The sequence below is a fragment of the Spirillospora sp. NPDC052242 genome (genome assembly GCF_040679555.1).
Taxonomy (GTDB): Bacteria; Actinomycetota; Actinomycetes; order Streptosporangiales; family Streptosporangiaceae; genus Spirillospora.
The window spans coordinates 1-13,255 of sequence record NZ_JBFAUZ010000059.1 but is presented as its reverse complement, the minus strand read 5'-3'; the positions used below and the strand labels follow the sequence as shown (position 1 = coordinate 13,255).

The window sequence follows — 13,255 nt, the reverse complement described above, 5'->3', positions numbered from 1 at the left end:
CCCCCGCGCTCGATAACGGATGAAGAACGACACGCCGAAGATCGGCAAACGTTTCAAAAGGTCCGGCGCCCGTTACCGGGCCGCCCGGTTCCGGCCACCGGATGCGATCGTTTCAGCCGGAGGCGGCCTCCGGGCGCCCTACGATGTCCCCCGGGGGAGCGGGCCGAAGGAGGGGGAGGCCGGTTATGCGCGTCGCGCTGTTCGTCGCGTGCTATGACGACGCGTGGTTCCCCGACACGGGGAAGGCCGTGACGGTGCTGCTCGAGCGGCTCGGCCACGAGGTCGTCCACCCGCCGGGGCAGACCTGCTGCGGGCAGTTCCACTGGACGACCGGGTACCGGCGGGAGGCCGCCGACCTCGCCCGCGCCTTCACCCGGGTCTTCGCCGGCGCGGACGCGATCGTCGCGCCGTCGGCGTCGTGCGCGGCGGCCGTCCGGGACGCCTACCCCCGGATCGCGCGGACCGTCCGCGACCCGGGCCTGGCGGGCGCCGCCGAGGCCCTCGCCGTGTACGAGCTGACCGAGTTCCTGGTGGACGTCCTGGACGTCACCGACGTCGGCGCCTACTACCCGCACCGGGTCACCTACCACCCGACGTGCCAGTCCGCGCGGGCCCTCGGCGTCGCCGACCGCCCGGAGCGTCTCCTGCGCGCCGTGCGCGGCCTGGAACTGGTCGACCTGCCCGCCGCCGGCGAGTGCTGCGGGTTCGGGGGCGCGTTCGCCATGAAGAACGCCGACGTGTCCGTCGCGATGGTCGCCGACAAGATCCGGCACATCCGCGACACCGGCGCCGACGTCGTGTGCGCCGTCGACAACTCCTGCCTCGCGCACATCGGCGGGGCCCTGTCGCGGCTGCGGGGCGGCGTCCGCGTCGCCCACCTGGCCGAGATCCTCGCCGGGACGGGGCCCGCGTGACGGCCCCCGGCAGCGAGCCGCCGGACGCCCTGGCGTCGGCGATCGCGCCCGGCGCGGCGCCCGCCGCCGGGGCGCGGGCGTCGCGGTTCGCCGACGCGGCGCGGCCCGCGCTCGCCGACACCCGGCTGCGCCGCAACCTGGGCGTGGCGGTCGCCGCCGCCCGCGACCGCGCCGCCGCGGCCGCCGCGGAGCCCGCCGACTGGGAGGAGCTGCGCGACGCCGGGCGCGCCCTGCGGGACGCGGCGCTCCTCGACCTCGACACGCACCTGGAACGCCTCGAACGCGCCGTCACCGAGGCGGGTGGCACGGTCCACTGGGCCGTGGACGCCGCCGAGGCACGCCGGATCGTCACCGGGCTGGTGCGGGCCGCGGGCGCCCGCGAGGTGCTGCAGGCCCCGTCGGCGACCGTCCGGGAGGCGGGCCTGCCCGACGCGCTCGCCCGCGCCGGCGTCACCGTCCGCGCGACCGGCCTCGGCGACCTGATCGTCCGGCTGGGGGAGGAGGCGCCGACGCACCTGGCGTCCCCGGCGCTGCACCGCGACCGCGCCCAGGTGCGGGAGCTGTTCCTGCGGGCGCTGCCGGGCGCCCCGCCGGAGCTGTCCGACGACCCGGCGGCCCTCGCGGCCGCCGCCCGCGCGCACCTGCGCGACCGGTTCGCCGGCGCCCGCGTCGCCGTCACGGGCGCGGCGTTCCTCGCGGCCGACACCGGGACGGCCGTGCTCGTGGAGTCGGGCGGCGAGGGACGGATGTGCGTCACCCTCCCGGACACGCTGATCACCGTCGCGGGCATCGACAAGGTCGTCCCGTCCTGGACCGACCTCGAGGTACTGCTGCAGCTCCTGCCGCGCGCCTCGGCGGGCGACCGCATGACCCCGTACGTGTCGGCGTGGACGGGCGTGCACCCGGGCGACGGGCCCCGCGCGTTCCACCTCGTCCTGCTCGACAACGGGCGCACCGGCGCGCTCGCCGACGAGGTCGGCCGGGCGGCGCTGCGCTGCATCCGCTGCTCGGCCTGCCTGAACGTGTGCCCCGTCTACGAGCGGACCGGGGGCGGCCCGTACGGGCCGGTGTATCCGGGGCCCGTCGGCGCGATGCTCACCCCGCAGCTGCGCGGCGTCGAGAGCGCCGCGAACGCGTCGCTGCCCTTCGCGTCCACGCTCTGCGGCGCCTGCACCGACGTGTGCCCCGTGAAGATCGACATCCCGGAGGTACTGGTGCACCTGCGCGGCGTGGTGGTGGAGTCGCGCCGCGCCCGTCCCGTCCCCACGCCGGAGCTGGTGCTGATGCGGGGCCTGGCCTGGACGATGGCGGACGCCCGCCGCCACCGCCTCGCGGTCCGCCGCGGCACCCGGTGGGCGCGGCTGCTGTCGCGCGGCGGCCGGATCCGGCGGCTGCCCGGCCTGCTCGGCAAGTGGACCGAGGCCCGGGACGTGCCCGCGCCGCCCGCGCAGAGCTTCCGCGACTGGTGGGGGCGCCGGTGAGCGCCCGCGACGAGATCCTGCGGCGGGTCCGCGACGCCCTCGGCGGGGAGCGCGGCACCGCCCCGCCCGTACCGCGCGGCTACGCCCGGCGGCTCACGGCGGAGGAGGCGGCGTCCCGCGCGGACGTCCTCGCGCTGTTCACCGAGCGGGTCGCGGAGAACCGCGCGGCGGTCCGGCACGTCGCCGCCGACGACGTCGGCACCGCCGTCGCCGCCGCGCTGTGGGGGCGGGAGGCGAAGCAGATCGTCGTCCCGGCCGACCTGCCGTTCGGGTGGCTGGCGGAGCTGGAGGGGGTGCGGGCGCTGGCCGACGCGCCCGCCCTGGACGCCGAGGCGCTCGCGGCGGCCGACGGCGTGGTGACGGGCTGCGCGGCGGCCGTCGCGCGGACCGGGACGGTCGTGCTGGACGGCGGCCGCGCGCAGGGACGGCGCGCGCTCACCCTCGTGCCCGACTACCACCTGTGCGTCGTCCACGCCGACCAGATCGCCGGGACGGTCCCGGAGGTCGTCGCGCGGCTCGACCCGGCGCGCCCGCTGACCTGGATCAGCGGCCCGTCGGCGACCCGCGACGTCGAGTCGGTGCGGGTGCCGGGGCCGCACGGCCCCCGGCACCTGGAGATCCTCGTCGTCGAGGACTGATCCGGCGGGCCGGACCCCCGGCCGCTACCGGACGCCGGTCAGGACGACGTCGAGGCCCGCGTCGAAGCGGGCGTCCCAGTTCACCGCGCGGTCGGCGCCGTCCTCGGCGGTGCCGCGCACCTCGAGCGCGGCGTGCCCGATGACGTAGCCGAGCAGGGTGTGCGCGGTGACGGCGGCGGCCTCCTCGGCCGCGCCGCCGAGCCGCAGCATCTCCCGCAGGGACGCGATCGTCGCGGTCAGCGCGGCGGGATTGCGGCGCGTGACGACCAGGGGCAGGACGCCGGCGTGCTCGAGCAGCCGGGCGCGGTAGTCGCGCGCCCAGCCGCGCAGGGCGTCCCCGGCGCGCCCGTCCGGGACGTCCGCCGAGACGGGCGCGGCGGCGACGTGCGCGACGAGGCCGTCGAGGAGCTGCTCCTTGCCGCGGGGGAGGTGGTGGTAGATCGCCATGGCCTCCACCTCGAGCGCGTCGCCGAGGCGGCGCATGGTGAGGCGGCCGAGCCCCTGCCCGTCGACGATCTGCAGGGCGGCCTCGATGATGCGCTCGGTGGACAGCGGCGCGCGGTTCCGCGCGTTGATCGCAGGTTGCCGGACCATGACCAGACCTTACTGCGTAAAGGTCCGGTCCGGCGGCGAAACGCGCCGGAGGCGTCGGAAGCCGGCCTGACCTTACTGCGTAAAGGGCCGAACTTCGGTGTCCCCCGTCACAATGAGCGCGCCACCCGCGTACGCTTGCCTCGATCGGACGCGCCGGGTCGGGGGACCGAACGGCCGGACCGATCGAGAAGACCGTGAGCTTGAGGGAGTGCACCATGCCGCTGGGCCGCCGGGTGAGCAAGGACGTCGCGGAGTCGCACGAGGCCGACCGGGAGCTGGCCGCCGGGTACGCCGAGCGGCTCGCCGCGGCCAACGAGGCGGAGCGGGCGCTGCGCGAGGCGCAGGGCGGCGCGGTGACGCCGGAGGAGCTGCAGGAGCTGACGATCGCGTTCGACGTGGCGCTGACCGAGGCGCTCGCCGCCGCGGAGGCCGCCGAGCGCGCCGCGATGGGCCCGAAGGCGTACCCGACCGACGCGCAGGACGCGAAGGCCCAGCGCGCCGCCGAGATCGCCGCGCGGAAGGCGAAGGCGACCGCGGCCGTCCGCCCGTGGACCGACGAGGTCGACCGGCTGCGCACGGCGCGCGAGGCGCACCGGCTGAGCTTCCGCACGCGGCCGACCGCCGCGGTCTGACGGTCGCCGGTCGGCCCGCGTCCGCGGACGTCCGCCCCGGGGGAGGGGCGGACGACGGGGCCCGGACGTGGGGCGACACAGCGTCACCGGGTGGCAGCGGCCACCGAACTTTGAGAGTCTGCCCTCTCGGGGAGCACCGGGGCGCCCCGCCCGCCGCCGCGCGTTCGCGGGCGGGAGGACGTCCCGGTGGAGAGGGCACAGGTGCTCTGGACGCGGGGGGAAGTCACGTGGAGCGCACGCCGCCGGACCGGTGCCGCGTACTCGAGTCCTACCAGGACGGGGTGCGGGCGATCCGGGAGCTGGCGGGCCGGGCCGGCGACTGGGACGTCCCGACGCCGTGCTCGGACTGGCAGCTGATCGATCTCGCCGGCCATCTGCGGTGCGTCGCCGAAAACTTCCTGGAGTACCTGCAGGACGCGCCGGACAGCCGGCTCGCGAAGCTGTTCGCCCAGGAGGCCGCGACGGCCGTGCTGATCCGGCAGCAGGCCCGGCAGAACGCGGCGGAGCTGGCGGTGCTGCCGCCCGAGACGGGCCCCGACCGGATCATGGCGTTCGGCGTGTCCGCGGGCGCGTACGCCGACCTGATGCCGGACATGTGGGACCGCACCCATCTGATCTACCGGGGCACCAAGTACACCGTGGGCGACCACGCGGGCGCCGCGTGCGTGGAGTGGCACCTGCACGCGTGGGACATGGCCCGCGCCCTCGGCACCGACTACCGGCCGCGCGACCCCGACCTGCTGGTGTCGGCGTGGCACTGGGGCGTCCCGCACCTGCCGCTGGCCTCGGGCGAGGGGTGGGAGGCGGTGCTGCGCGCGTCGGGCCGGTCGCCGCGCTGGCCGGAGCCCGACGCCGCCCCGGACGGCCGCTCCGCCGGGACGTCCGGTGCTTCGGCGGGGCGGGCGCGCACGGGCCGGCAGGCGCCGGGCCGGACGCGGCGCGTCCGTTCGCCCCGCGGGCCCGGCTCCGGGTGAGCCGCCCTCACAGCGTCCTCGGCGGGGTTGTGCGGAGGATGTTGCAGCGCGTGCACGCGCCGCGCCGTCCGGTGTAATCCGCCGTCCCTACCGTCCTTCGGGTGTCCACGAGACGTCTGGAGGAACCGAGCATGACGGCGCTGACCGACGAGTCCGCCGCGCGGCCGGAGGCCGTGCGGCGGGGCGGCCGGTGGATCGATCACTGGGATCCGGAGGACGCGGAGTTCTGGGAGCGCACGGGGCGGCGGGTCGCCACCCGCAACCTGGTGTTCTCGATCTTCACGGAGCATCTCGGGTTCTGCGTCTGGCTGCTGTGGAGCATCGCGGTCCTGCACCTGGCGGACAACGGCACGGCGCTGTCGGTGGGGCAGACCCTCTGGCTGACGACGCTGCCGAACCTGGTGGGCGCGCTGCTGCGGATCCCGTACACGTTCGGTCCGGCGAAGTTCGGCGGGCGCAACTGGACGGTCGTCAGCGGGTTGCTGCTGCTGATCCCGTGCGGGCTGTTCGTGTTCGCGATCGCCAACCCCGGGCTGCCGTTCTGGGCGCTGCTGCTGATCGCCGCGACGACCGGGCTCGGCGGCGGGAACTTCGCCTCCTCGATGTCGAACATCGCGCACTTCTACCCGACGGCGAAGCAGGGGCTGCCGCTGGGGCTCAACGCGGCGGGCGGCAACGTGGGGGTGAGCGTCACGCAGCTGACGATGCCGCCGCTGATCGTCGCCTTCGGCCTGATCGCGGTCGGCTGGGTGTGGATGCCGCTGATCCTGCTGGCGGCCGCCGGGGCCTACCTCTTCATGGACAACCTGACGGGGGCGAGCCGGTCCTACACGATGGCGGAGATGGGGCGGATCGCCGCCCGGCCGCACACGATCGTCATGTCGGTGCTGTACATCGCGACGTTCGGCTCCTTCATCGGGTACTCGTTCTCCTTCGGCGTGCTGATCGGCAACCAGTTCCCCGAGGTGGACGCGTCCAACTACATCTGGATCGGCGCCCTGGTCGGGTCGGCGGCGCGGCCCCTCGGCGGCTGGCTGGCCGACCGGTTCGGCGGGACGACCGTCACGTTCTGGAACTTCCTAGGGATGGGGCTGGGCGTCGTCGCGGTCTGGGGCGGCGTGAACACGGGGTCGTGGGGCCTGTTCCTCGGCGCCTTCCTGTGGGTGTTCGCCTCCACCGGCATCGGGAACGGCTCGACCTACAAGATGATCCCGTCGATCTTCCGTACGCGGGCGGCGGCGCGCACCGCCGGGGACGGCCGGGAGGCCCGGGAGCGCGCGCTGGCGGTGGCGCGGCGGGAGGCAGCGGCGGCCATCGGGCTGATCTCCGCGGTGGGCGCGCTCGGCGGCGCGCTCATCCAGCAGACCTTCCGGATCTCGGTGGAGCGGACCGGGGGGATCGCCCCCGCGCTGGTCGCGCTGGCGGTGTTCTACGGCCTGTGCCTGGTGCTGACCTGGGCCGCGTACATGCGCCGGGTGCGGCTCGGTGACCGGCGCGTGAGCCTGGCGGAGGCCGGGGTGTGACCGGGCCGGGGCCGCGCGCGGCCCGTTGAGAGCCCGCCGGGGGCCGCCACCAGGGGTGGGGGGCGGCCCCCGGCGTTTCCGCGGGTACGGGCGGTGTTCGCGGGTAGGGCGGGGGGTGACGTCACGCGACGCGACGGGGGAAAGGGAACGGCAATGGCGGTCTGCGAGGTCTGCGGGAACGACTACGACATGGCGTTCGAGGTCCACGCGCAGGGGCAGGTGCACACGTTCGACTCGTTCGAGTGCGCCGTGAGCCGGATGGCGCCGGTGTGCGAGAACTGCGAGTGCCGCATCATGGGGCACGGCGTCGACGTGGACGGGCACTGGTACTGCTGCGCCCACTGTGCGCGCGTCGCCGATCCGGAGCGCGGCGTGCAGATCAAGGACGCCGTTCCGGCCTGACGCCGGAACGGCGGTTCAGCGGCGGCCGAGGGCGGGGGTGCCGAACGGCTGCTCGACGCCGTCCTCGAGGTAGACGGCGCGGCCCTCGGCCATGGCGCGCAGCGCCGGCGCCATCCGGCGGGCGACGTGCGGCGGCGCCAGCTCGGGGATCTTCTCCGGCGCGACCAGGACGTGGTCGGACAGCTCGTCGGGCGGCAGCCGGATCGCGTCGGCCTCCGCGCCGGTGATGGAGCCGCCGAAGACGAAGACGTTGACCGAGTCGACGCCGTCCGAGCGCGGTGAGCCCCAGTCGACGCAGGCCAGGCCGTCCAGGCGCGGGACGAGGCCGAGTTCCTCCTCGCATTCGCGCAGGCAGGCCGACAGGGGGGACTCGTCCGCCTCGATGACGCCGCCGGGGAGGAACCAGCCCTCGCTGTAGGTCGGCTTGACCAGCAGGACCCGCCCGAGGTCGTCCAGGAGCAGGGCCGCCGCGGCGCCGCGGGAGCGCGGCAGTGAGGCGTAGTAGGCAAGGTCGGGCATGTACCGAGGTTAGGCGCGATCTTGGTGGGACGGCAGGACGGGGTCGGCGGCCGGGGCCGCATCGTTCCGGGGCGCCGCGGGGTCACCGCGAATCCGTTCGGTAATCGGGTGAAAGGCGACGAAACGGCCATGACAGCGTTCGACAACGCTTGACACGAGATCGTCAGACGCTGAGATTCTCATGCCCCGGACCGGCGCCGGACGACGGCCGTGCGCGCTGCGTGAACGCCTTTTAACACGGCGGTCATCCGCGGGAATCGGCCGCGAAACGGCCACCGGGCAGGCTCGCGGGCATGATCGGGACACCCACGCACTGCCCGTACTGCGCCCTGCAGTGCGGCATGACCCTCCGCCTCGCGGCCCCCGGAGCGCCGCCCGCGTCGCCGCCCGTCGAGGTCACGCCGCGCGACGACGTCCCCGCCAACCAGGGCGGGCTGTGCCGCAAGGGCTGGACGTCGGCGGAGCTGCTCACCGTCCCGGACCGGCTCACGGCGCCGCTGATGCGGGCGCGCCGGGACGCGCCGCTGAGGCCGTGCACGTGGGAGGAGGCGCTCGACCGCGTCGCGGGGGAGCTGCGCGGGCTGCGGGCCGCGCACGGGCCGGACGCCGTCGCGGTGTTCGGCGGCGGGTCCCTGACGAACGAGAAGGCGTACACGCTCGGGAAGTTCGCCCGCGTCGCGCTCGGCACGTCGCAGATCGACTACAACGGGCGGTTCTGCATGTCGTCGGCCGCGGCGGCGTCCGGCCGCGCGTTCGGCATGGACCGCGGCCTGCCCGGCCCCGTCACCGACCTCGCCGAGTCCGGCGCGGTGCTGCTGGCCGGCGGGAACGTCGCCGAGACCATGCCGCCGTTCATGCGGCACCTCACCGCCATGCGCGACCGCGGCGGCGCCCTCGTCGTGATCGACCCGCGCCGCAGCGCCACCGCCCGGCAGGCCGACCTGCACCTGCAGCCGCTCCCCGGCACCGACCTGGCGCTCGCCAACGGGCTGCTGCACCTGGTCCTCGCCGAGAACCTCGCCGACCACGCCTACATCGCGGCCCGCACCACCGGCTTCGACGCCGCCCGCACCGCCGTCAACTCCTACTGGCCGGACCGCGTCGAGCGGATCACCGGCGTGCCCGTCCCGGCGATGCGCGAGGCCGTCCGGCTCCTCGCGGGCGCCGAACGCGCGCACGTCCTCACCGGTCGGGGCGCCGAGCAGCACGCCCACGGCACCGACACCGTCACCGCGTTCATCAACCTCGCGCTGGCGCTCGGCCTGCCGGGACGCGCCGGGTCGGGGTACGGGTGCCTCACCGGGCAGGGCAACGGGCAGGGCGGCCGCGAGCACGGGCAGAAGGCCGACCAGCTCCCCGGCTACCGGCGCATCGACGACCCCGCCGCACGGGAGCACGTCGCGCGGGTCTGGGGCGTCGACCCCGACTCCCTGCCCGGACCCGGACGGTCCGCGCACGAGCTGCTGTCGGCGCTCGGCGGGCCCGCCGGTCCGCGCGCGCTGCTGCTGTTCGGCTCGAACCCGGTGGTGTCGGCCCCGGACGCCGCCGCCGTCGAGGAGCGCCTCGCCGCGCTCGACCTGCTGGTCGTCGCCGACTTCGTCCCGTCGGAGACGGCCGCGCGCGCCGACGTGGTGCTCCCGGCGGCGCAGTGGGCCGAGGAGTCCGGCACGATGACGAACCTCGAGGGCCGGGTGCTGCGCCGCAGGCGGGCGCTCGCCCCGCCGGACGGCGTCCGCACCGACCTGGCCGTCCTCGCGGACCTCGCGCGGCGGCTGGACGCCCCGGGGGACTGGACGGACGACCCGGCGGAGGTGTTCGCCGAGCTGCGCCGCGCGAGCGCGGGCGGCCCCGCCGACTACTCCGGCATCGACTACGGGCGGATCGAGCGGGAGGGCGGCGTCTTCTGGCCGTGCCCGTCCCCCGACCACCCCGGCACCCCCCGCCCGTTCCTGGACCGGTTCCCGACGCCCGACGGGCGTGCCCGGTTCGTCCCGGTCGGGCACCGCGGCCCCGCGGAGGAGGTCGACGCCGACTACCCCGTGTACCTGACGACCGGGCGGGTCCTCGCCCAGTACCAGTCGGGCGCGCAGACCCGGCGCGTCCCGGCGCTGGCCGAGGCCGAACCGGGCCCGTTCGTCGAACTGCACCCCGACCTGGCCGGACGCCTGGGCGTCGAGGACGGCGACCCGGTGCGGGTCCGCAGCCGCCGCGGCGCGGCGCTCGCGACCGCACGGCTCACCGAGGCGATCCGCGCCGACACGGTGTTCATGCCGTTCCACTGGGCGGGGGAGGGGCGCGCGAACCTGCTCACCAACCCGGCCCTCGACCCGGTGTCCAGGATGCCCGAGTTCAAGGTGTGCGCGGTGCGGCTGGAGCCCGCCGCCCGCCCGGCCCCCGTGAGCGTCTTTTAACACGCCGGTGACAGAAGGGACCCAATCGCGAAACCGCCCCTGCCGAGGATCGAAGCGATCACGAGCCAGGAAGTGGTCGAGAGCCAGGAGGTTGCCGCACGATGAGCACGACCGAAGCGACCCTCGCACCCGAGGCCCGCGCTCCCCAGTCCGTCCGCACGGCACAGCACGGAACGGCACAGAACGGAACGGCACAGAACGGATCGCCGCAGAACGCAACGGCGCAGACCCGAACGGAACGGCGATGGGTCGACGTGTGCGCCTACGCCGACCTCATCCCCGAGCGCGGCGTCTGCGCGATGATCGGCGGGACGCAGGTGGCGGTGTTCCGCACCTTCGACGGGGACCTGTACGCGCTGTCCAACCTGGACCCGTTCAGCGGCGCGCACGTGCTGTCGCGCGGCATCCTCGGGACCCGCGACGGGATCCCCACCGTGGCCTCGCCGATGTACAAGCAGGTCTTCGACCTGCGCACCGGCGTCTGCCTGGACGACCCGCGGGTGGCGCTGCCCGCGTACGGCGTCCGGCGCGCGGGCGGCCGGGTGGAGGTGGCGGTCCCCGATGAGCACCGTCGGTGACGCACTGGCCGGGTTCGCCGTCGGGGTGACCGCGGCCCGCCGCCAGGAGGAGCTCGCGACGCTGCTGGAGCGGCGCGGGGCCCGGGTGGTGCTCGCGCCGGCGATCCGGCTGGTCCCGCTCGCCGACGACACGGGCCTGCTGGAGGCGACCCGCGCGTGCCTGGCCGCGCCGCTCGACCACGTCGTCGTCACCACCGGGATCGGGTTCCGCGCGTGGCTGGAGACCGCCGACGGGTGGGGGATGCGCGACGAGCTCGTCGCCCGCCTCGGCGGCGCCGCCCTGCTGACGCGCGGGCCGAAGGCGCGCGGCGCCGTCCGGTCGGCGGGGCTGCGGGAACGGTGGTCGCCGGAGTCGGAGGGGACGGCCGAGGTCCTGCGGCACCTGCTGGCCGAGGACCTGGCGGGCTCCCGCGTCGCCGTGCAGCTGTACGGCGAGCCGCAGCCGGAGCTGACCGGGGCGCTGCGCGCCGCCGGCGCCGAGGTCGTCGAGGTCCCGGTGTACCGGTGGGCGCCCGCCGACGACCCGACGCCGCTGCACCGGCTCGTCGGGCAGGCCGTCGCCGGGACGGTCGACGCGATCACCTTCACCAGCGCCCCGGCGGTCGCCGCGACGCTGGCCGCGGCCGCCGCGGACGGGCTCGCCGAGCCGCTGCTGGAGGCGATGCGCGGGCCGCTGGTCGCGGCGTGCGTCGGCCCGGTCACGGCGGCGGAGCTGACCGCCCGCGGCGTCCCGACCGTCCAGCCCGAACGCGGCCGGCTCGGCGCGCTGGTGCGGACCCTGGCCGCCGACCTGCCCCGCCGGCGGGCGCGCCGGCTGCGGGTCCGCGGGCTGGCGCTGGAACTGCGCGGCCACGCGGTCGTCCTGGACGGCCAGCTGCGCCCGATCGCGCCCGCGCCGATGGCGATCCTGCGGGCGCTCGCGCGGCGCCCGGGGCACGTGGTGTCGCGGGCGGAGCTGTCCGGGGCGCTGCCCGGACGGCCGATCCGTGCCGCCGACGCCTCGGGGGCGGGCGGCACGGCCGGCGTCCCCGGCCTCGGCGGCGCGGGCGTCCTGGCCCGCCCGCAGGCGGACGAGCACGCGGTGGAGATGGCGGTCGCGCGGCTCCGGCGCGGCCTGGGCCGTCCCGGGATCGTGGAGACGGTGGTCAAGCGCGGCTACCGGCTCGCCTGCGACCCCCGCCAGGGCGCCTCGGTGCCCGCGGGCTGACCCGCCCGCGAACGCCCGTCCCCGCGCACCGACCGGCGTTCCGTCCCGCGTTCCCTCCCGTCTCCGGCCGACACCTCGCGGAAAAGCCGCCGCCGGCCCGGAAGTTGGGCGATACTGACCGTCGCGAAGAGTGTCCGAACGGATGCACATGGTGACGGAGGTCGGGTGGACGACAAGAAGGTTCTTCGGGGCGGCGCCGTGCTGGCGGCCGCGCTGCTCGTGGCGGGGCCCGCTCCCGCGGCCGCGGCGGCGTCCCCGGCCGCGGGACCGGGGCCGCGGCCGGCGGCGGGCGCGCAGCACGCGGACGCGGCGTCGGGCGTGCGGATCTCGCGGTTCCTCGGCGAGCGGCGGCTGCCGCACAAGATGGAGTTCGAGGGGACGACCGTCGGCGGGATCTCGGGCATGGACCGCGACCCGCGCACCGGCACCTGGTACTTCATCTCCGACGACCGGTGGCGCTACGACCCGGCGCGCTTCTACACCGGGCACGTCGACATCGACCTGCGCACCGGCGTGTTCTCCGGCGTGCGGATCAGCGGCGTCCGCACGCTGAAGCGGCCCGACGGCAGCCCCTACCCCGGATTCGGCAAGCCAGGGTCGGCCGATCCGGAGGCGATCCGGTTCGACCCGCGCGGGAACCGGCTGCTGTGGGGCAACGAGGGCGACCGCCCCGACGCCGCCCATCCCGACATCGCGCTGTCGCCGCTGACGGTCCAGTGGGCGGGGCCGGACGGGGAGCACCGCGGCGCCCTCCCGCTCCCGGCGAACCTCGAGCAGACCACCGAGGACCGCGGGCCGCGCCGCAACTACGGCTTCGAGGCCGTCGCCGTCGCGCCGCACCGCATCGCCGCGATGGCCGAGGGCCCGCGGCACGAGGACGGCGCGCCGCCGACCGCCGAGCGGGGCGCGTCCGTCCGGCTGACCCTGTGGAACCGCGACGGCGACCTGCGCGCCCAGCACGCCTACCGGGTGGAGCCGCTCCCGGCCGCGCCGGTGCCGGCCGATGGGGACGCCGACAGCGGCGTGTCGGAGATCCTCGCGATCGACGACCACCGGTACCTGGCGCTGGAGCGCTCCTGGATGGAAGGCGTCGGGTACCGCGTGCGGCTGTACGCGTTCGACGTCCGGGGCGCCACCGACGTCCTGCGGCGCGACCGCCTCGACGACGCCCCGTACCGGCCGGTGGCCAAGCGGCTGGTCGCCGACCTCGGCCGGTACGCCGACCCGATGCAGAACCTGGAGGCGATGGCGTGGGGGCCGCGCCTGCGGACGGGGGAGCGGACGCTGCTGATCGGCTCCGACGACAACTTCGACGACCGCGAGGTCACGCAGTTCCTCGCGTTCGCCGTGCGGGAGCGCTGAACCGCCCGCCCACCGGGCCC

General features: G+C 76.2%; 13 protein-coding genes. 11 read left to right on the top strand and 2 right to left on the bottom strand.

The window, feature by feature from the left end:
- The first annotated feature begins 185 nt into the window (after positions 1-185).
- From AB0L25_RS35120 to AB0L25_RS35110, 3 genes are read left to right on the top strand one after another with little or no spacing between them, the layout of a single operon-like run.
- Positions 186-914 (top strand): (Fe-S)-binding protein, encoded by a 729-nt coding sequence (locus AB0L25_RS35120; protein WP_500177197.1) that lies wholly within the window; start codon positions 186-188, stop codon positions 912-914.
- On the top strand, positions 911-2,395 hold the full coding sequence (locus AB0L25_RS35115) for a lactate utilization protein B (protein ID WP_500177195.1): 1,485 nt from the start codon (positions 911-913) through the stop codon (positions 2,393-2,395). The genes AB0L25_RS35120 and AB0L25_RS35115 overlap by 4 nt, the downstream gene beginning before the upstream one ends.
- Positions 2,392-3,033: a LutC/YkgG family protein gene (locus tag AB0L25_RS35110; protein WP_500177194.1), complete on the top strand. Its 642-nt coding sequence runs from the start codon at positions 2,392-2,394 to the stop codon at positions 3,031-3,033. The genes AB0L25_RS35115 and AB0L25_RS35110 overlap by 4 nt, the downstream gene beginning before the upstream one ends.
- Before the next feature lie 24 nt (positions 3,034-3,057).
- Here the strand turns inward: AB0L25_RS35110 and AB0L25_RS35105 are convergent, their stop codons facing one another.
- Positions 3,058-3,627: a TetR/AcrR family transcriptional regulator gene (locus AB0L25_RS35105; RefSeq protein ID WP_500177192.1), complete on the bottom strand. Its 570-nt coding sequence runs from the start codon at positions 3,625-3,627 to the stop codon at positions 3,058-3,060.
- A 215-nt stretch (positions 3,628-3,842) separates the two neighbouring features.
- Here AB0L25_RS35105 and AB0L25_RS35100 point away from each other — a divergent pair, with 215 nt between their 5' ends.
- The 4 genes from AB0L25_RS35100 to AB0L25_RS35085 all read left to right on the top strand — a co-directional run bounded on the left by AB0L25_RS35100 (position 3,843) and on the right by AB0L25_RS35085 (position 7,158).
- Positions 3,843-4,259, top strand: a complete 417-nt coding sequence (locus tag AB0L25_RS35100; protein ID WP_500177190.1) for a plectin — start codon at positions 3,843-3,845, stop codon at positions 4,257-4,259.
- A 227-nt stretch (positions 4,260-4,486) separates the two neighbouring features.
- Entirely contained in the window at positions 4,487-5,233 is a 747-nt protein-coding gene (locus AB0L25_RS35095) for a maleylpyruvate isomerase N-terminal domain-containing protein (protein WP_500177188.1), read from the top strand.
- Between the two features lie 101 nt (positions 5,234-5,334).
- Positions 5,335-6,756: an MFS transporter gene (locus AB0L25_RS35090; RefSeq protein WP_500177187.1), complete on the top strand. Its 1,422-nt coding sequence runs from the start codon at positions 5,335-5,337 to the stop codon at positions 6,754-6,756.
- A gap of 153 nt (positions 6,757-6,909) precedes the next feature.
- The gene (locus tag AB0L25_RS35085) at positions 6,910-7,158 is read left to right on the top strand and encodes a metallothionein (protein ID WP_500177185.1); all 249 of its coding nucleotides are present in this window, start codon (positions 6,910-6,912) and stop codon (positions 7,156-7,158) included.
- Between the two features lie 15 nt (positions 7,159-7,173).
- On the opposite strand, the gene AB0L25_RS35080 is transcribed toward AB0L25_RS35085, so the two are convergent.
- Positions 7,174-7,677, bottom strand: a complete 504-nt coding sequence (locus AB0L25_RS35080; protein WP_500177184.1) for an NUDIX domain-containing protein — start codon at positions 7,675-7,677, stop codon at positions 7,174-7,176.
- Between the two features lie 293 nt (positions 7,678-7,970).
- Here AB0L25_RS35080 and AB0L25_RS35075 point away from each other — a divergent pair, with 293 nt between their 5' ends.
- From AB0L25_RS35075 to AB0L25_RS35060, 4 genes are all read left to right on the top strand, one after another.
- On the top strand, positions 7,971-10,088 hold the full coding sequence (locus tag AB0L25_RS35075) for a molybdopterin oxidoreductase family protein (protein WP_500177182.1): 2,118 nt from the start codon (positions 7,971-7,973) through the stop codon (positions 10,086-10,088).
- Between the two features lie 101 nt (positions 10,089-10,189).
- Complete coding sequence (nirD, locus tag AB0L25_RS35070; RefSeq protein ID WP_500177180.1) at positions 10,190-10,666, top strand: nitrite reductase small subunit NirD; 477 nt, start codon at positions 10,190-10,192, stop codon at positions 10,664-10,666.
- Positions 10,650-11,873 (top strand): uroporphyrinogen-III synthase, encoded by a 1,224-nt coding sequence (locus tag AB0L25_RS35065; protein WP_500177178.1) that lies wholly within the window; start codon positions 10,650-10,652, stop codon positions 11,871-11,873. Before nirD ends, AB0L25_RS35065 begins: the two co-directional genes overlap by 17 nt.
- Positions 11,874-12,038: 165 nt before the next feature.
- On the top strand, positions 12,039-13,235 hold the full coding sequence (locus tag AB0L25_RS35060; protein ID WP_500177177.1) for an esterase-like activity of phytase family protein: 1,197 nt from the start codon (positions 12,039-12,041) through the stop codon (positions 13,233-13,235).
- Positions 13,236-13,255: the final 20 nt, after the last annotated feature.

Bases quoted from the DNA above. Each gene is read 5' to 3' on its own strand.
- AB0L25_RS35080 (WP_500177184.1), bottom strand. From the start codon at position 7,677: ATGCCCGACCTTGCCTACTACGCCTCACTGCCGCGCTCCCGCGGCGCC.
- AB0L25_RS35075 (WP_500177182.1), top strand. From the start codon at position 7,971: ATGATCGGGACACCCACGCACTGCCCGTACTGCGCCCTGCAGTGCGGC.
- AB0L25_RS35100 (WP_500177190.1), top strand. From the start codon at position 3,843: ATGCCGCTGGGCCGCCGGGTGAGCAAGGACGTCGCGGAGTCGCACGAG.
- AB0L25_RS35085 (WP_500177185.1), top strand. From the start codon at position 6,910: ATGGCGGTCTGCGAGGTCTGCGGGAACGACTACGACATGGCGTTCGAG.
- AB0L25_RS35105 (WP_500177192.1), bottom strand. From the start codon at position 3,627: ATGGTCCGGCAACCTGCGATCAACGCGCGGAACCGCGCGCCGCTGTCC.
- AB0L25_RS35065 (WP_500177178.1), top strand. From the start codon at position 10,650: ATGAGCACCGTCGGTGACGCACTGGCCGGGTTCGCCGTCGGGGTGACC.
- nirD (WP_500177180.1), top strand. From the start codon at position 10,190: ATGAGCACGACCGAAGCGACCCTCGCACCCGAGGCCCGCGCTCCCCAG.
- AB0L25_RS35120 (WP_500177197.1), top strand. From the start codon at position 186: ATGCGCGTCGCGCTGTTCGTCGCGTGCTATGACGACGCGTGGTTCCCC.